The organism is Streptomyces sp. JN8 (assembly GCF_055808075.1).
Genome location: NZ_CM147852.1, coordinates 7765711 through 7783357, shown reverse-complemented (window position 1 = coordinate 7783357; position 17647 = coordinate 7765711). Strand labels below are relative to the sequence as shown.

At 72.9% G+C, this 17647-nt stretch carries 15 protein-coding genes; 4 read left to right on the top strand and 11 right to left on the bottom strand.

Annotation, left to right across the window (positions count from 1 at the left end):
- Positions 1-77: 77 nt before the first annotated feature.
- From ACY0MR_RS34200 to ACY0MR_RS34170, 7 genes are all read right to left on the bottom strand, one after another.
- Positions 78-674: a GTP-binding protein gene (locus ACY0MR_RS34200; RefSeq protein ID WP_361863575.1), complete on the bottom strand. Its 597-nt coding sequence runs from the start codon at positions 672-674 to the stop codon at positions 78-80.
- Positions 655-1026 (bottom strand): DUF742 domain-containing protein, encoded by a 372-nt coding sequence (locus ACY0MR_RS34195; RefSeq protein WP_361863573.1) that lies wholly within the window; start codon positions 1024-1026, stop codon positions 655-657. Before ACY0MR_RS34195 ends, ACY0MR_RS34200 begins: the two co-directional genes overlap by 20 nt.
- Positions 1019-1450, bottom strand: a complete 432-nt coding sequence (locus ACY0MR_RS34190; RefSeq protein WP_148006897.1) for a roadblock/LC7 domain-containing protein — start codon at positions 1448-1450, stop codon at positions 1019-1021. Before ACY0MR_RS34190 ends, ACY0MR_RS34195 begins: the two co-directional genes overlap by 8 nt.
- 36 nt (positions 1451-1486) lie before the next feature.
- The gene (locus ACY0MR_RS34185) at positions 1487-4135 is read right to left on the bottom strand and encodes a sensor histidine kinase (RefSeq protein WP_404084825.1); all 2649 of its coding nucleotides are present in this window, start codon (positions 4133-4135) and stop codon (positions 1487-1489) included.
- A gap of 220 nt (positions 4136-4355) precedes the next feature.
- Positions 4356-5540, bottom strand: coding sequence for an NAD(P)/FAD-dependent oxidoreductase (locus tag ACY0MR_RS34180; RefSeq protein ID WP_392865750.1), 1185 nt, complete (start codon positions 5538-5540; stop codon positions 4356-4358).
- An 82-nt stretch (positions 5541-5622) separates the two neighbouring features.
- A complete protein-coding gene (locus tag ACY0MR_RS34175; protein WP_404084829.1) occupies positions 5623-7158 on the bottom strand; it encodes an amino acid adenylation domain-containing protein in 1536 nt (511 codons plus the stop codon).
- On the bottom strand, positions 7155-9089 hold the full coding sequence (locus tag ACY0MR_RS34170) for a beta-ketoacyl synthase N-terminal-like domain-containing protein (protein ID WP_473557383.1): 1935 nt from the start codon (positions 9087-9089) through the stop codon (positions 7155-7157). Before ACY0MR_RS34170 ends, ACY0MR_RS34175 begins: the two co-directional genes overlap by 4 nt.
- 601 nt (positions 9090-9690) lie before the next feature.
- Here ACY0MR_RS34170 and ACY0MR_RS34165 point away from each other — a divergent pair.
- Positions 9691-10692: a GAF domain-containing protein gene (locus tag ACY0MR_RS34165; protein WP_473557381.1), complete on the top strand. Its 1002-nt coding sequence runs from the start codon at positions 9691-9693 to the stop codon at positions 10690-10692.
- Positions 10693-11048: 356 nt separating this feature from the next.
- On the opposite strand, the gene mgrA is transcribed toward ACY0MR_RS34165, so the two are convergent.
- Positions 11049-12041 (bottom strand): L-glyceraldehyde 3-phosphate reductase, encoded by a 993-nt coding sequence (mgrA, locus tag ACY0MR_RS34160; RefSeq protein ID WP_388797640.1) that lies wholly within the window; start codon positions 12039-12041, stop codon positions 11049-11051.
- A gap of 138 nt (positions 12042-12179) precedes the next feature.
- Between mgrA and ACY0MR_RS34155 the strand changes: the two genes are divergently transcribed.
- Together ACY0MR_RS34155 and ACY0MR_RS34150 are read left to right on the top strand one after the other, a co-directional pair.
- Positions 12180-13067 carry a LysR family transcriptional regulator gene (locus ACY0MR_RS34155; RefSeq protein ID WP_392865759.1) on the top strand — a complete coding sequence of 296 codons (888 nt, stop codon included), beginning with the start codon at positions 12180-12182 and terminating at the stop codon, positions 13065-13067.
- Between the two features lie 152 nt (positions 13068-13219).
- Positions 13220-13660: a VOC family protein gene (locus ACY0MR_RS34150; protein WP_388797634.1), complete on the top strand. Its 441-nt coding sequence runs from the start codon at positions 13220-13222 to the stop codon at positions 13658-13660.
- A gap of 139 nt (positions 13661-13799) precedes the next feature.
- Here the strand turns inward: ACY0MR_RS34150 and ACY0MR_RS34145 are convergent, their stop codons facing one another.
- Positions 13800-14579 (bottom strand): NAD(P)H-dependent oxidoreductase, encoded by a 780-nt coding sequence (locus ACY0MR_RS34145; protein WP_473557377.1) that lies wholly within the window; start codon positions 14577-14579, stop codon positions 13800-13802.
- A gap of 141 nt (positions 14580-14720) precedes the next feature.
- On the opposite strand from ACY0MR_RS34145, the gene ACY0MR_RS34140 reads away from it, so the two are divergent.
- Positions 14721-15587 (top strand): helix-turn-helix transcriptional regulator, encoded by an 867-nt coding sequence (locus tag ACY0MR_RS34140; RefSeq protein ID WP_392865763.1) that lies wholly within the window; start codon positions 14721-14723, stop codon positions 15585-15587.
- Positions 15588-15679: 92 nt separating this feature from the next.
- Here the strand turns inward: ACY0MR_RS34140 and ACY0MR_RS34135 are convergent, their stop codons facing one another.
- Together ACY0MR_RS34135 and ACY0MR_RS34130 are read right to left on the bottom strand one after the other, a co-directional pair.
- A complete protein-coding gene (locus ACY0MR_RS34135; protein ID WP_404084837.1) occupies positions 15680-16420 on the bottom strand; it encodes a class I SAM-dependent DNA methyltransferase in 741 nt (246 codons plus the stop codon).
- A complete protein-coding gene (locus ACY0MR_RS34130; RefSeq protein ID WP_473557374.1) occupies positions 16417-17586 on the bottom strand; it encodes a LacI family DNA-binding transcriptional regulator in 1170 nt (389 codons plus the stop codon). The genes ACY0MR_RS34135 and ACY0MR_RS34130 overlap by 4 nt, the downstream gene beginning before the upstream one ends.
- Positions 17587-17647 lie beyond the last annotated feature (61 nt).

Sequence of the window (17647 nt, the reverse complement as noted above, 5' to 3'; positions counted from 1 at the left end):
CCCGCCGGCCGCTCCGAGGGTGCGGCGGCGGTCGGTGGGCCCGGCCTCGTCGCCGGCCTCCACCTCCCGCCGGTCCGTCAGGGCGCGCTCGTCGAGAACTGGGGGGACGCGCGGCGATGAGCGGCCTCCAGGACGGCGAGCAGCACCTCCTTGCTGGACTCGCGCGTGCGGACGTCGCACATCACGACGGGTACGGCCGGGTCGAGGTCGAGGGCGGCCCGCACCTGGTCGGTGGTCCAGGCCCGCTCGCCGTTGAAGCAGTTCACCCCGACCGCGAAGGGGATGCCGCGTTCCTCGAAGAAGTCGATGGAGCCGAAGGACGCGTCGAGCCGGCGGGTGTCCGCGAGGACGAGCGCGCCCAGCGTGCCGTAGGCGATCTCGTCCCACATGAACCAGAACCGCTCCTGCCCCGGCGTGCCGAAGAGGTACAGCACGAGCTCGGGGCTGATGGTGATGCGGCCGAAGTCCATGGCGACGGTGGTCGACGTCTTGCCCTCGACTCCGGCGAGGCTGTCGACGTTCTGCCCGGCCTGGGTGAGCCGTTCCTCCGTCTCCAGCGGGGCGATCTCGCTCACCGACCCCACCATCGTCGTCTTGCCGACGCCGAAGCCGCCCGCGACGAGGATCTTCACGGCGGTGGGGAGAGCGATTGGTTCAGAGCTGGCGGATGCCATCGATAACCCTTTCGATGAGTTCCACGCTCGGCCTGTCGGACTGTGAGGGTGGCGCCTGCACGATGACGTCCTCGTCGGCGAGCAGATCGCCGCAGAGGACCTTGACAACGCTTACGGGCAGATCCAGGTGCGCGGCGATCTCGGCGATGGCCACGGCCCGGTGGCGGCACAGATCGAGGATCTGCGCCGCTTCCGGCGTCCGGTTCGGACGCTCGGGGTCCGCCGCCCGCGTGAGCACCTGAGTGATCAGCGTGAAGTGGTAGTGCGTGTGGCGGGTGCGCCCACCGGTGATGGTGTACGGCCGGAGATGACGTCCAGTGGGCGACCCGTCGAGCCCGTGTGTCTCAGGCATCCTGGACGTGTGCGACGGCGTGCTGGGCGGAGAGACGCGGGGCGGCACTGAGGTAGGTTCCAACCTGCTTCACCATGGTTCCCATCTCGTAGGCCATCATCCCGGCGTCGACCTCCTGCGAGGCGAGCGCGGCGAGTCGCGCCCCCTGTCCGGCCGCGGTGATGAAGAGGAAGGCGTTCTCCATCTGGATGACGGTCTGCTGGACCGCTCCGCCGTGGAAGTACTGCGCGGTGCCCCGGGCGAGGCTGTGCAGGCCGGACGCGAGGGCGGAGAGCCGCTCCGCGTCGTCCCTGCGCAGGTCCCTCGACTTTCCGATCAAGAGACCGTCGCCTGACAGAACGATGGCGCAGCGGATCTCCGGGATGCGTCCCACCAGATCGTCCAGGACCCAGTCCAGCTGCCTGCTGGTGGCCACTTCAGTCATTTCCATCCTTCACGGTTCGTCAAGTCCAACGTGCTGTCAGTCTGCCTGTCGATCGCCCGCGCCAGGAAAGTGGTGGGTTCCGGTGGCCTGATCCATCCCTCGTCGGATCGCGGCGAATATGCGGGCCGAGGCTTCGGGGTTGGGCGGCCGTCCGCCGTCGTCGTCCATCCGGGTGCCCGCGTCCGCGGCCTCGCGGCGCAGCTGCACGGCCAGGCTGGAGCCGCGGGTGCGCTTGGGGAGGGCGCTGGGCTGCTGGAGGTCGGACCCACCGGCGCCCTGGGGGGCGTACGGGCGGGGGGCGGCCGGCGGAGCCGGCGGGACGGCCGCGGGAGGTGCGGGCGGCGCGGGACGGCCGGCGGCCGGCGGCCGGGGCGCGTAGGCGGGCGGCGGGGGTACGGCGGCGTCCGGCCGGTGCGGCGTCGGGACGGGCTCGGGCTGGTCCGTGGAGTGGGGCGAGACCAGTCCGGCGCCGCCGTACGTCGGGAACCCGGTGTAGTCGGGGAACCCGCCGGGCGAGTCCCAGACGTGGCCGGCGGCGCTGTCGTCGAGGTCCCCGCTGTCGGCGACCCGGCTGTGGATCTCGTTGCTCACGGGCAGCCCGACCGTGTCGGACGCGGCGGCCATCGGCTGCGGCTGCGGTACCGGGGCGGCCACCACGGCGGGCGCCGGCCCCATGGACGACGTGACCTGCGGGGGTGGAACCGAGCCGGTGGTGACGACGTTCCCGGAGACCTGGGCGGCGGCGCGGAGCTGGTCCATGACCGGGGAGTCGAGCTCCTCCAGCATGTGGGCCGGCAGGAAGACGATGGCGAGGGTGCCGCCGTACACCGAGGCGCGGAGTTCGACCCGGATCCGGTGGCGCTGGGCGAGGCGGGCGACGACGAAGTGCCCGAGCCGCGGGTCCGCGCCGAGCGCCGCCATGTCGGGCTTCTGGGGGTGGGCGAGGATGTGGTTGGCCTGGGCCAACTGGTCGGCGGGGATGCCGAGTCCGTGGTCCTCGACGTGCAGGGCCACTCCCTCGGCCACGTGCAGCGCGCTGACGACGACCTGGGTGTACGGCGGGGAGAAGTTGGTGGCGTTCTCGACGAGTTCGGCGAGCAGGTGGGTGACGTCGGCGACCGCGCGGCCGGCCAGCGCCACGCGCTTGGTGGCGGGCAGGTTCTCGACCTTGACGCGGGTGTAGTGCTCGGTCTCGGCCACGGCGCTGCGCATCACGTCGGTGATGGTCACCGGCTCGGTCATCCGGCGGCTCGGGGGCGTGTCGCCGAGGATGACCAGGTTCTCCGCGTGCCGTCGCACACGGGTGGCGAGGTGGTCGACCTTGAAGATGTCCTTGAGGAGGTCGGAGTCCCCGTGCTTGCGCTCCAGGTCGTCCAGGAGCGCGATGAGGCGGTGGATCAGGGTCTGGGTGCGGCGGGTGAGCTGGCCCAGCACCTTCTCGGCGCCCGCGTGTCCGCGGGATTGGCTGAGAACGGTGTCGACGGCGGCGTGCTGGAGCCGGTCGATCGCGGCTCCGAGGTGCTGGAGTTCCCCGGGGACGAGGGCGTGCGGCTCGTCGGGGAGGGGGGCGAGCGGTTCCCCTCGTTCGGACTGGGCCAGCGTCTGCGGCCAGTTCCGGGCCATCTCCTCGGTGCGGCGCTGGAGTTCCGTCACGGCGTCGAGGGTCGAGCGGCGCGCCCGGAGGCCGAGGACCGCGCCGGCCGTGAGGAGTCCCACGGTGAGGGTCGTACCGGCGAGCAGGCCGATGAGCAAGCCGGTGGCGCGGCCGGACGCCGAGTCGGCGAGTTCGTCCAGGGAGCCGGCGGCGAGGCCCTGGAGGTCGGTGACGAGGGCGTCGGCGTCGCTCCGCCAGGCGTTCGCGGAGTCCGGCAGGCCGGTGGCCGTTCCGGTGGCGACCGCGTCCTCGATCGACACGACGGTGGACGAGGACTCGGACGCGGCGATCCGCGTGTAGCGGGCGCGGGTCGCTTCGGGCAGGTCGCCGACGGCCAGGGAGGCCTGGATCTCGCGCTGGGCGTCGCGGTAGTGGCCGAACTGCTGCCGGGCCGCGGCGGACATGCTGCGCTGGGGAAGCGCCGCGGTCAGCAGGGCGTCCTCGCGCGACAGCATCTCGACCATGCGGACCAGGGCGGCCGTGGCGTTGCCGCCCTGGGACAGCGGGCCGTCCTCGCTGCGCACCGCGAAGCCGATCAGGTCGGTGCCGCTGCGGATGACGTCGGTGAGCTGCCGGAAGGCGTCCTCGGAGGACAGGGTGCGCGCGTCGATCGCCTCGCGCTGTCCGGCCAGGGTGTCCAGGGACGCGCCGAGGCTCCGGGCCGGCGCGCCGAGCGAACCGTCCACGCCGGCCAGGCCGGCCCGGAAGTCCACGACCGCGGCGTCCGTCCGGGTGCGCGCCTGGTCCAGGGCGGTCCGCGCCGCCTCGGAACGGCCCGCCTGCCACAGGGCCGTGAGGCGCCGCTCCTGCTGGAGGGCCGAGACGACGCTCAGCGCGCTGCCACCGGTGGTGCCGGTCCGTTCGGCGTCGTCCTGCAGCTGGATCTGTTCACTGGCCAGACCGACGCCCGTGTAGCCCCACAGACCGGTGAGGGCGATGGCGGGTGCGACGATCGGCATGATCAGCTGCTTGCGGAGAGACCTGCGCGGGGCAAGCCGGTGGCGCGCCTTCGGGTCGCTAGTGCCTGACATCTGAATTGAATCCTCGCAGCGAGCTGACGACAGTGAAGTTGATGCTCAGCGGTCCTGATTCCTGCGGCGTGGCGCCTGGACACGGAGCAGCGCGGCAGTGATCATGCCGCACCGTATCAGGAGTCCATGACGGGAGTCCGCCGCGTCCGTTGCCATCCGGTGCCCTCAACAGATCCATTCGCAAGGCGAGTTGATGAGCGATTGCACCGAATGGGCGGAGTCACAGCAGGGCGAGCAGCTTCGGGGTGTAGAGGTCGCCGATGGTGGCGCTGCCGGCGACCATGTCGAAGTAGATCGAGGTCAGTTCGGCATCCTGGCGGATCGCGCGCAGCATGGCCAGGCGGCTGGGGTGCTGCTCGTCGAGGCGGGCCACGGCGAGGGTCGCCTCGTAGCCGGGCCGCAGCGCGGCGTCCCGGTCCTGTCCGTACGCGTCGAGCGCCTGGTCGAGGAGGGCGGGATCGTCGTCGAGCCGTCCTCCGACGTGCCGGGCGAGCAGTTCGGCCTGGAGGAAGGCGTCGCTGATGCCGCGTGCGGTGATGGAGTCCTTGTGGTGGCCCGCGTCGCCGACCAGGGCCCAACCCGGCCCGGACGCCTGACGGAAGAAGTTCCGCTGATCGCCGGTGCCGCGCAGGCGCTCGATCCGGGTGGCACCCCGCAGACGGTCGTACAGGGCGGGGGCCGTGGCGTGGATCTGCCGGATGTGGTGGCGCTCGGCGTCGGCCCGGACCTCCTCGAAGCGCGCCTGGGGGAAGTAGGTCAGCACCAGGGTGGCTTCGTGGGTGGCGACGGCGGCGACCCAGCGGTCGGGTGCCTCGTACAGTTCGAGGTCGGCCGGTACGCCCTGCCAGTACGAGTAGTAGGCGCAGGTGAGTCGCGGGTGCTCGGAGGTGATCGGGGCTCCGGCGAGGTCGGCGACGGTGGACCGCATGCCGTCCGCGCCGACGACGAGTCGGGCCCGCTCCCGGAAGGGTGCTCCGGCGTGGGTGCCCTCCACACCGACGACGCGACCGGTCTCGTCGCGCAGGAGTCCGGTGACGCGGGAGCTCAGCCGCATCTCGACGCCGGCCCTGGCCGCGGCCTCGGCGAGGAGGGGGTCCAGGATGTGGCGGCGGGGTGCGTAGGCGGCCCGCTGGCCGTCGATGCCGCGTCCGCATCCTTCGAGGCGGACGCCGCCGACCTCGTACACGACGTTCCCGAGGGGCGGACAGCCGGTGGCCCGCAGCTCGTCCAGCAGGCCCCACCGGGCCAGGGCGGCGATCCCCGGCTGGTGGATCAGGTGCGTCGAGAGGGTGTCGGAGGGGAAGGTGGCGCGGTCGAGGACCAGGACGCGGTGCCCCGCCCGTGCGAGCTGGAGGGCGGTGGCGGAGCCGGCGACGCGGGCGCCGACCACGATGACGTCGAACATGGGTGCTGCCTCATAGGAATGGTGGGTTGAACCGCCTCGCGCTGGGCCCGTCTCCCCCCGGTCGGGCCCAGCGCGGCGGCGGTCAGCGTGCGGGGGACAGCTCGGTCAGCAGGGCGCGGTGGTCGATCTTTCCGTTGGCGTTCAGGGGCAGGCTGTCCAGGACCGAGATGCGGCGCGGCCGCAGGTAGGGCGGGAGCCGGTCGGCGAGTTCGGCGAACAGCCTCTGCGGGTCGCAGTCGCCGCCGCTCACCGCCGCGTGGAGCTCGGGCGTCCCGTGGACGTCCGGGACCGCGAGGACGTACGCCTCGCGCACGCCGGTCAGCTCCCGCAGCACGGCCGCGACCTCGCCGGGTTCGATGCGGTGGCCGCGCACCTTGATCTGGTGGTCGGTGCGCCCGAGGTGCACGAGCACCCCGTCCCGCAGGGCGACCCGGTCCCCGGTCCGGTACCAGTGGTCGGCGCCCGCCTGCTTGTCCTCGCCGTCTCCCTCTCCCGGTACGGGCGGGTGGAAGCGGCCGGCGTCGTCCGCCGGGTCGAGGTAGCCGGGGAAGCGCTGCGGTCCGCGGACGAGCAGTTCGCCGGTGTCGGCGGGGAGGTCGTCCTCGTCCAGGATCAGGTGCTCCGTGCCCGGGTGGCACCGTCCGATCGGCGTGGTGCCGTTGGGGGTGGCGGGCCAGTCCGCGGGATCGTCCGGGAGCCGGTACGCCGTGCAGGAGACGGTCAGTTCGGTCGGTCCGTACAGCACCTCGATCGTGCTGCCGGGCGCCGCGGCGTGCCAGGCGCGCGCGGAGCGGAGCGGGAGTGCCTCTCCTCCGAAGACGCTCCACCGCAGGGTGGGCATGCTGTCCGGCTTGAGCGTGCCGAGCCGCTCCGCGAAGGAGATCAGGGAGGGCACCGAGAACCAGTGGGTCAGCCGCAGGTTGTTGACGGTGGCGACCGGCGAGAGCAGTTGCGCGGCGGACGGGACGACCAGGGTGGCGCCCGCCGCCCAGGCGACGAAGAGGTCGTGCACGGAGCCGTCGAACGTCAGGTCGAAGGCCGCCGACATCCTGCTGTCCGGCCCGACGTCGTAGCGCTCGGCCATCGAGGTGAGGTAGGCGGACAGGTTCCGGTGGAGGACGGGCACGCCCTTGGGTGCGCCGGTCGATCCGGAGGTGAAGATGATGTAGGCGACGGCCTCGGGGCCCGGGTCGGGGACGGCCGACGCGTCGACGGGAGGCACGTCGGGCGCGGACGCGGGGTCGAGCGGCAGTTCCGTCACACCCAGGCCGGCCGCCGCGCCCGGGGTGTCGGTGAGGACCAGGTCGAGGCCGGCCGCGTCGACGATGGACGCGGTGCGGGACGCGGGGTGCTCGGGGTTGAGGGGCACCACGGTCGCGCCGGCCCGGAGGATCGCGAGGTACCCCGCGTAGGCGGAGGGCGTGCGCCCGGCGAGGAGTCCGATGCGCCGGGGGGCGGGGCCGGTGCGCGCGAGGATCTGCGCGGCGTAGCCCTCGGCCAGGGCGCCGAGCCCGCGGTACGTGAGGGAGTGACCGGCGACCTCGAGGGCGACGCGGGTGTCGCCGTACCGTTCGACGGACCGGGTGAACCAGCCGTAGGCGTGACGCGGTTCGGTCATCGGACACCGGCCTCGAGCGAGCCGGTCCAGACCCGGAGCTCGCCCACGGTGCCGAGGCGGCCGACCTCCTCGGGGTCTATCTCCTGGCCGGTCTGCTGGGTCAGTTCCACGATGAGCTGGAGTCTGGCCAGGGAGTCGATGCCTATGTCCGCGAGCCGCGAGGCGTCGTCGAAGTCGGTGCGGGCGTGCTCGCGCAGCAGCCAGTCCGCCGCGCTCTCCGCGCCGGCGGCACGGTCCTCGCCCGGCCAGTACCTGCGCGTCTGCCACGGGTACCGGGGCAGCGGGACCACGGTCCCGGGTTCGTCGAACAGCGCCTCCCAGTGCACGTCCTCGCCGGCGCGGTACCGCTGGACGGCCTCCGCCAGGGCGGCGGGGGTCCCGGGGTGTCCGAGCGGGTCGGCGGAGCCGCGGGAGAGCGCCCGGACGAGCTCCGCGTGGCTGGATCCGACGACGGCCAGCCGGTGGGCGTGGTGGGTGCGGCGGGTGGCCGCGGTGTGGCAGATGTCCCGGAGCGGGTGCGCGGCTCCGCGGCCGCCGGTGCCGAGGTGGGCGATGTAGGCCTCGGTGAGGTCGAGCAGGGCCTGGGGCGAGCGGGCGGACAGCGCGAGGACGTAGGGGGTGCCCGGGGCGGGCTCGGCCTGGCGGCGCGCGGGGGCGGGGTCCGCCTGGCGCAGCACCACGTGGGCGTTGAGCGCGGAGACGCCCTGGCTCGACACGCCGGCGACCGCCGGGCGGTCCGAGGCCGGGAGGTCCTGGAGGGCGACCGGGATGCGCACCGGGAGCCGGTCCCAGTCCACGTACGGGGTCGGCTCCTCGACGTGGAGGCTCGCGGGCACCTGTCCGTTCCGCAGGCAGAGCACCGTCTTGATGAGTCCGGCCATGCCGCCGGCGGCTTCCGCGTGGCCGATGTTCGACTTCGCCGAGCCCACCAGGAGCGGTCTGTCGGCCGGCCGGCCCGCTCCGAGGACCTCGCCGAGGGCCTGGAGTTCCAGCGGGTCGAGCAGGGGGCTGCCGGTGCCGTGCGCCTCCACGTAGTCGACCCGGGCCGGGTCGAGGTCCGCGTCCTCGTACGCCCAGCGGAGTACGTCAAGTTGGCCCGTGAGCGAGGGGTTGAGGAGCTGGTCCGTGGTGCGGCCGTCCGTCCCCACGGCGCTGCCGGCGATGACCGCGTGCACCCGGTCCCCGTCCGCGAGGGCGTCCGCGAGGCGCTTGAGGACGACCACCCCGACGCCGTCGCTGGGGGCGTGTCCGTCGGCCCGGGCGTCGCCGAAGCGGCTGCGGCCGTCCGCGGACAGCGTCCCGGCGTGGGACATCATGATGCCCTCGTCGGGGCGGAGCACCAGGTTCACGCCCGCGGCCAGGGCGAGGGAGCTCTCCCGTACGCGCAGGCTCTGCACGGCGCTGTGGACGGCGTAGAGGGAGGAGGCGCAGGCCGTGTCGATGAGCATGCTCGGGCCGCGGAAGTCGAAGGCGTACGACACCTGGGCCGGGATGACCGAACGGAAGTTGAGGTACTGCACGGCCGTCATGGCCTGCGGTCCGTGGCGGAAGGCGCGCTCGACGAAGTCCGCGCGGGTGGCGCCGACGAAGACGCCGGTCCTGGTCCCCGCCAGTCGGTCGGGCCGGAGCCCGGCCTCCTCCAGGGCGTCCCACGCCGTCATGAGCAGGAGCCGCTGCTGGGGGTCGAGTTCGGCCGCCTCACTGCTGGACATGCCGAAGAAGTCGGCGTCGAAGTCGGCGAGGCCGTCGACGAATCCGGCGCGTCGGCCGCCGAGGGAGCCGGTGTCGGCCTGCGCGGAGTTCAGCGACCCGGTGTCGTAGCGGTCGGGCGGGGATTCCCCCGTGGCGTCGGCCCGGTCGCACAGCAACCGCCAGAACTCGTCGATGTCGCCGGCCCCCGGAAGGCGGCAGGCCATTCCGACCACTGCCACTGAGCGCGCATCCGCGTTCGCTCCGTTCATTCAGAAAACTCCCTCAATGCCGCACCGCAGGACGTACAGTTTGGAGCAGCTTCACTTCGGTGGACCGTGCCCGGGCAGTACAGCAGGTGAAGGCCTGCGATCCCGGTTCTGGGGCTGTTCGGGGACCTGCCTCCACATGACCGGAGCGGGGTTCATGTCGGGCAGGGGGACCCCGGGCGGGGTCCCGTGTCGTAGGGCCCGGTCGCGCGGCGTCCCGCCGGGTCGGCCGGCACACACGGGGGCTGCTGCCCCTGAGTCGCTGTGATCACACGCCCGTCCCCTCGGCCCGCTCGCTCCCGTGCCCTAGATCAATCCCGCACGATTGTCATATGCAGTGTCGTGATTCCTCGCCTCCCGCCCAGCAGTTGGCGTGAAATGATCGCTACCCGTTGAAACATCAGGATTTTTCGGATAATCTTCAAGATTCAACTCCATTCCCCTTCTTCCGGTTCCAAAGGGGACCGACCGCCACGGCCCCGGCAGCTGCGTACACCTCGACACTGCCAACCGGTCTGTAAAACTGGGTAGATGACGAACCACCAGGTTCTGCGATCTGATTTCATGTGATCTCATGGATCCCCAGACAAGTGGCGAGGCCCGGCGGCAGCGCCTTCAGGCCCTTGGCCTCAACTCGGCAGATGCGGAAGCCACCTTCGACCGCGTGGCCAAGGTGGCTGCGACCGTGACCGGAGCGCCGCTCGCCATGGTCAACTTCATCAACGACCAGACGCAGATGTTCCGGGGCATGTACGTGCCGCGCGCTGCCGAGGCCTCTCCGGACGAGCGGACGAGCGCCGACGCGGGCATCACGTTCGACCTGAGCAACTCCGTGGCCCGCGAGGCACCCGGCGACTACGGCTTCTGCCCGCACGTCGTCGCCCAGGGGGCCCAGCTGGCTCTCGACGACGTGCTCGACTACCCGCGCTTCGCGGGCAATCCCCTGGTCAACGACATGGGTGTGCGCTCCTACCTCGGCACTCCGCTGCGGGACAACAGCGGGATGATCCTGGGCACGCTGTGCGTGGCCGACACGTCCCCCCGCCAGTGGGACGCCCAGACGAAGGAGCTGATGCACGACCTCGCGCAGACGCTCGTGTCGGAGTTCAGGCTCCGTGACAGCCTTCTCGCCCAGCAGCAGGAGCTGTTCGCCGTCTTCGACGGAGCCCCCTTCCCCATCATGCTCACCGAGGGCCCCCGCCATCTGATGCGCTACGCCAACGGGCGCCAGGCGGTCGTCTTCGGCCTGGGACGGCAGTACCTGCCCGGCCCGGAGGAACTGCCCGGCCTGCGGAGCGCCGGCGTCTTCGACGCGATGGACACCGCCTTCCACAGCGGTCAGCCGGTCACCCACCGGACCTCGCTGCCGACCGCCGAACACGGCGGCTACCAGGAGTTCGACTTCCTCTGCACTCCTGTCAGGACGTCCCCCCGGGCACCGATCAGCGGCATCCTGACGGTGGCCATGAACGCGGCGACGGTCTCCGACCCGCACGCCTTCTCCGCCAACGTGCAGCAGCAGTTCGAACGCCTGGGCAGCGGCGGGAACCCCGCGCCCTTCCCCGGCCAGCCCTGATGAACGCCGACGCCTCGGTACGAGCGGCCTGGGGCGGCCGCACAGGAACGTTCCGTTAGCCCCTCCGGGTGCGGGCCCGTCCTTCCGCTCGCACCCGGAGCGGCATCGATCACCCCTGGCCAGCCCCGCGCAGGGGCCGCCTGAATCCGGAGCGCCTCCCGGGGGGACGCACCTCCAGCGGCGAGCCGCCGTCCGTGGTCACGCTCGGCGTCCGCAGGGTCAGGCCGGGCAGACCGCTCAGGCGGACGGCGACGACCAGCACGCGCTGGACATCGGGTCCGAGACATGCGACGTCGAATTCAAGCCACTTCGCGGAGCTGGTGTCGGCGGTCCGCCCTGGAGGCTCTCCCCGCGGGTCAGACGCGGGTCAGGGTGTCGACGAGGGTCAGCTCCTCGGGGGTGAAGTCGAGGGTGCGCAGGGCGGCCACGCTGTCCTCGAGCTGTCGGGCGCTGCTCGCCCCCACCAGGGCGGAGGTGACCCTGCCGCCCCGCAGCACCCAGGCGAGGGCGAGCTGGGCGAGGCTCTGGCCACGGGAGGCGGCGATGTCGTTCAGGGCGCGGAGCCGGGTCACCAGGTCCTCGGTGACGGCGTCCCGGTTCAGGAAGGGGCTGTCGCTCGCGGCGCGGGAGTCCTCGGGGATGCCGTCCAGATAGCGTCCGGTGAGGAGGCCCTGCTCCAGCGGGGAGTAGGCGATGGATCCGACCCGCAGGTCGTCGAGCGCGTCCAGCAGGCCCTCGTCCTCCGGGCGCCGGTCGAGCATCGAGTAGCGGGGCTGGTGCAGGGTGAGCGGCGTGCCGAGTTCGCCGAGGATGCGGGCGGCCTCGCGGGTCTGCTCGGCCGAGTAGTTGGAGACGCCGACGTACAGGGCCTTGCCCTGCTGGACGGCGGAGTGCAGGGCGCCCATGGTCTCCTCCAGGGGCGTGTCCGGGTCGAAGCGGTGCGAGTAGAAGATGTCGACGTGGTCGAGGCCGAGCCGGTGCAGGCTCTGGTCCAGGGAGGACAGCAGGTACTTCCGGGAGCCCCACTCGCCGTACGGGCCGGGCCACATCAGGTATCCGGCCTTCGTGGAGATCACCAGCTCGTCGCGGTGGGCGGCGAAGTCCGTGCGCAGGAAGCCGCCGAGGGCGGATTCGGCCGCGCCCGGCGGGGGGCCGTAGTTGTTCGCCAGGTCGAAGTGGGTGATCCCGAGGTCGAAGGCGCGGCGCAGGATGGCGCGCTGGGTCTCCGCCGGCCGGTCCGGGCCGAAGTTGTGCCACAGGCCGAGGGAGAGGGCGGGCAGCTTCAGGCCGCTGCGGCCGGAGCGCCGGTACGGCATGTCGGCGTAGCGGTCGGGATGGGGGGTGTACAACGCGACTCCAGGGCAGAGGACGGCACCCGGGTGTTTCGGGTGGGGCGCGGATTGTCGTGCGACACCAATGTCCCCCGTCGGGCGGGCATGGATCCAACAGGAGAATCCGATCGGATTCAGCGCTTAGGCTTCTGAATCATGGAACTGCGTCATCTCCAGCACTTCGTCGCCGTCGCCGAGGACCGGCACTTCACCCGGGCCTCGGAGCGGCTCATGGTCTCCCAGTCCGGTCTTTCGGCCTCGATCCGGGCCCTGGAGCGGGACCTGCGGGCGCCGCTGTTCGTCCGGAGCACCCGCCGGGTCACTCTGACGGAGGCCGGGCGGGCGCTGCTCGTCGAGGCGGAGCGGATCCTCGCCCAGGTGCGGGCGGCCCACGAGGCGGTGGCCGCCGTGCAGGGCGTGGTGCGCGGCACGCTCTCGCTGGGGGCCGAGCAGTGCGTCGCCGGGGTGCACGTGGCGGGGCTGCTGGCCTCGTTCAGGGGGCGGCACCCCGAGGTGGAGATCCGGCTGCGGCAGGAGGGCGGGCTCGCCTTGGCCGAGGACGTCGGCGCCGGGCGGCTCGACCTGGCCTTCGCCTACCGGAGCCGCGCCGACTCCGACGTGCTGCGCTCGGTGCCGCTGGCGGCCGAGCCGATGACCCTCCTGTGCCACCCGGGGCATCCGCTCGCCACCGCCCGCTCGGCCCTGTCCCCGCACGACCTCGCCGGGGAGGTCTTCGTCGACTTCCACCCCGGCTGGGGGCCGCGCCGGGCCACCGACGCCGCCTTCGCCGCCGCGGGCGTGCCGCGGACCGTGAGCCTGGAGGTGAACGACGTGCACAGTCTCCTCGACCTGGTCGAGGAGGACCTGGGGATCGCCGCCGTACCCCGGCACTTCCGGCACAAGCGGCCGTCCCTGCACGCGGTCCCCCTGCCCGACGCCGGCGAGGCCGTCTACGAGACCGTGGCCCTCCTGCCGCCGGCCCGGGCCACCAGCCCCGCCGCCCGGGCCCTGATGACGCTGCTGGAGGAGGGCGCGGCACGCTGAGGCGCGGCACGCCCGCCGCAGGGGCGCGCGTGGCGCATCCTGGGTGCGGCGGCTCCGGATGTCGAGAATCCGTCGGCCGCTCCGTCCCCGGGGCGGCAGCGGCACCGCTCGGCGGCCGTGCGCGAACGAAGGAAACGAAGGAGAGGACCGGCATGGCGATTCAGCGGATGGACAACGTCGGCATCGTCGTCGACGACCTGGACGCCGCCGTGGCGTTCTTCGAGGAACTCGGCATGGAGCTGGAGGGCAGGACGGAGGTCCAGGGCCTCGTGGCCGACCGGTGCACGGGGCTCGACGGCGTCCACTGCGCCATCGCGATGCTCCGCACCCCGGACGGCCACAGCCGCCTGGAGCTCGCGCAGTACCTCAGCCCCGCGGCGACGGCCACCGAACCGCGCGACCGCCCGCACAACGTCCTGGGCACGCACCGCGTCATGTTCGCCGTCGACGACATCCGGGACACCGTCGCGCGGCTGCGTCCGCACGGCGCCGCACTCCTCGGGGACATCGCCCGTTTCGAGGACGTCTACCTGCTCGCCTACGTCCGCGGTCCCGCCGGCGTCATCGTCGGACTGGCCGAGCAGCTGAGCTGAGGCCGCCGACGCCCGGGCGGAAGGCCGCCGGCGCCCGGGCAGAGGGTGCGGACGCCCGGGCAGAGGGCGCCGGCGCAGCCGTCACCGGCGCCGAACTGTCCCGGACCCGTACGGCGCCGATTCGGGTCCCGTACGCCGGTCAGCCGTCCACGTGCAGGCCGAACCCCGTGCGGCCCGGGGCCTCCAGCCCCGTCTTCAGGTGCAGCGAGGGAATCTCGTAGTCGCCGAAGTTCTGCCGGCGGAAGGCGATCGGTTCGGTCGTCTCCAGGGTGAGCAGGCGCTGCTCCCAGGCCTTGGCGACGTCCGGGTACTCCTCAGCGGACATCCGGTCGGCGCCGTGCACCACGAACGGGGGCAGGACCTCGATGCCCGGGTAGTGGAGGATGCCGTGCTGGATCGGGAAGAGCAGGTCGTCGATGGGGCCGTTGATGCCGCGGGACGCGTAGTGCGCCTCCGGGCCGCCGACGGTCACCGACAGCAGCGCCCTGCGGCCCGCCAGGGTGCCCTCGCCGTAGCGCTCGCCGTACTTCGTGTCGCTGTGCTCGCCGACGCCGTACGCGAAGCGGTACGTGAACACCCGGTCCACCCAGCCCTTGAGGATGGCCGGCATCGCGTACCACCACAGCGGGAACTGGAGGATGACCGTGTCGGCCCAGAGGAGCTTCTCCTGCTCGGCGCGGACGTCCGGGGTGAGGGCCCCGGCGGCGAAGGCCCGGCCCGAGTCCCGGACCACCTGCAACGGGCTCGACGCGTAGGCGCCGTAGTCCGCGGCGTCCGCGGCCGCCTTCCAGTTCATCGCGTACAGGTCGCTCACCCGCACCTCGTGCCCGGCGGCCTCCAGGGTCGCCACCGCGAGGTCCTTCAGCGATCCGTTGAGCGAGCGCGGCTCCGGGTGGGCGTGGACGATGAGCGTCTTCATGGGAACTCCTGGGGATCGGTTGCCTGCGTCCATCCTGGGATCCGCTCCGCCCGGTGTTCAGGGACGCCTCTTCCGTAGGACGGGAGTTCCTGGTACCGGCAGGGCCACCCTCGCGAGGGCGGGCGCGCCCATACTGGGGCCATGGACGATCTCGCAGGCTTCCTCCGCACGCGGCGTTCCCGGGTCGATCCGGCCGGGGTCGGCATACCCGTCGACAGCCGCCGCCGGGTCGAGGGGCTGCGCCGCGAGGAGGTCGCGCACCTGTCCGGGGTCAGCGTCGACTACTACGTGCGCCTGGAGCAGGGCCGGGCGACCCAGCCCTCCGAGCAGGTCCTCGACGCGCTCGCCCGCGTCCTCGGCCTGGACGAGACCGAACGCGGACACCTCGACCGGCTCGCCCGGCAGCCCCGCCACCGTGCGAAGGCTCCGAGCGGCCGGCTCCGGCCGGAGCTGCTGCGGGTCCTGGACCTGGTGTCCGGCGCGCCCGCACTGATCATGAACCACCGGTTGGACGTGCTCGCCGGGAACCGGCTCGCCGAACTCCTCTTCGGCCGGCCGCTGCCGGGATTCAACACCGCCCGGCACATCTTCCTGGAGGAGGCGGAGCGGGGTCTGTACGCGGACTGGGAGACCTGCACCCTCGACGCGGTAGGACACCTGCGCCTGGCCGCCGGTACCTATCCCGCCGATCCGCGGCTGGCCTCGCTCATCGGCGAGCTGGCCATCGGCAGCGAGCGCTTCCGGCGCCTCTGGGCCCGGGCGGACGTGAGCGCTCGCACCCACGGCCGCAAGGCGTACCACCATCCGCTGGTCGGCCTGCTGGAACTGCACCAGGAGAACTTCGCGCTGCCGGACGCGCCGGGTACGGAGCTGCTGGTGCTGTCCGCCGCCCCCGGCACCCCCACCGAGGACGGCCTGCGGCTCCTCGGCACCCTGCGTACGGACGAGGGCGACGCGCCGGTCGCCCCGATGGGCCGCCGGACCCGCACGTCCACCGACGCGGGCTGACGCACCGCGCCCCGGGCTCCGGGCTCCGCCCGCCGGGTCCGCGCGACCGGGGCGGCCTCCGGCCCCGGACCGCCGGACGGCGCCCGCCCGTCTCAGGCGGGCTTGCGCCACACGGAGACGTGCTTCGCGGAGTCCTGGGCGAACGGGGCGCCGTCCCAGTCCGCGACGCGCCGCTCCAGTTCGAGTCCGGCGATCCGGGCCATCAGGTCGAGCTCGGCGGGCCAGGCGTAGCGGTGCCGGGAGGCGCCGCGGCGGTAGCGGCCGTCGTCGCCGTCACGGGTGAAGTGGTGCGAGACGAGGACCTGCTCGACGAGGTCGAAGGTGTCGAAGCCGCAGTGCCGCTCGGAGACGTCGAACGGCACCGCCACCTGGCCGGGCGGCAGGAAGCGCAGGGGCGGCACGCCCAGCTCGACGACGAACCGGCCGCCGGGTTCCAGATGGCGGGCGGCGTTGCGGAAGCACTCGACCTGCTCGTCCTGCGTGAGCAGGTTCGAGATGGTGTTGTAGACGAGGTACACCAGCGCGAACCCGCCGGGTACGACGGTGGTGGCCATGTCCCCGATGACCACCGGGAGCGTCTCCTCGTCGGTCTTGCGCCGGAGGACGGCCGCCATGTGCTCGGACAGTTCGATGCCGACGACCGGGACGCCGCGGGCGCGGAGGGGTACGCCCACCCGGCCCGTGCCGATGGCGAACTCCAGCGCCCGTCCCGTGCCGGCGAGTTCGGCGAGGAAGTCGACGGTCGGTCCGAGGACGGCGGCCGAGGACGTCTCGGTCTCCTCGGCGTCGTAGCGGTCGGCGGTCTCACGGGTCCACAGCTCACTGCTCGTCACGGGCGGCCACTCTGCCGGGCGGTGACGAGCCCTGTCGAGTCGGTTTCCGCCGCCTGCCCCGAGCACACCGACGGGTTCGCGGCCGAACGCTCCTCCGTCGTCCCCGGGGCGGGCCGACCGCCGTCCGCGGGGGCGGGCGGTGCGGTGCTGGCCCTGACGACGAGCCGGGTGGCGAGTTCGACGCGGAGGTTCTCGACGTGTTCGCCGTCGATGATGCGGAGCAGGGTGTTGGCGGCCATCGCCGCCATGTCGAACAGCGGCTGGCGCACGGTGGTGAGCGCCGGATGCGTCCAGCGGGCGACGGGCAGGTCGTCGAAGCCGACGATGCTGACGTCCTCGGGGATCCGGAGCCCTCGGGCCCGCAGTTCCTCGAAGGCGCCGAGCGCCTGGAGATCGCTGGCGGCGAAGACCGCGGTCGGCGGCTCCTCCCCCGCCGCCGCGAGGTCGTCGAGCAGCCGGGCCGTCGCACGCCGTCCCGAGGTGTCGTTGAAGTCGCCGTGCGGCACGAAGCCCGCCAGGACGGGGAGTTCGGCCCGCTCCATGGTGGCCCGGTAGCCGTCGGCGCGGGCCCGGCTGCACAGGAGCTGGCGGGGTCCGGCCAGATGGGCGATGCGGGTGTGGCCGAGGTCGATGAGGTGGTCGGTGGCGCTCACCGCGCCGGCCCAGTTGGTGGCGCCGACGGTGGGGACCAGGGCGTCGACGTGTCCGACCGGGTCCACCAGGACGAAGGGGACGTCCAGCGCCGCCAGGCGGCGGCGCTGCTGCGGGGTGAGGTCCGACACGACGAGGATGGCGCCGCTGCTGCGGCGGGCGGCGAGCTGGTCGATCCACTCGCGGGTGTCGGCGCTGCGGCCGTGCACGGCGGAGAGCACCATGCTGGCGCCGGCCGCGTGCAGGACCTCGTCCACGCCCCGGACGATCTCGACCGACCAGAGGCTGTCGAGTTCGTTGAGGACGAGGTCGACGACGCTGCCCCGGCGGCGGGCGGGACGGCGCCGGTAGCCGAGGGCTTCCACGACCGCCTCGACGCGCTCCTTGGTGTCGGCCGACACGTCGGCGCGGTCGTTGAGGACCTTGGAGACCGTGGAGACGGACACCCCCGCCTCCGCGGCGATCGCGTGCAGGGTGACCCTGCCGCCCTGCGCGTCCGTGCGCTCCTCGGCCATGCCCTGCCTTTCGCTCCGGGTGTCCCCTGGGGGGCCTGTCTCCTGCTTTCCGGAAGGGTAG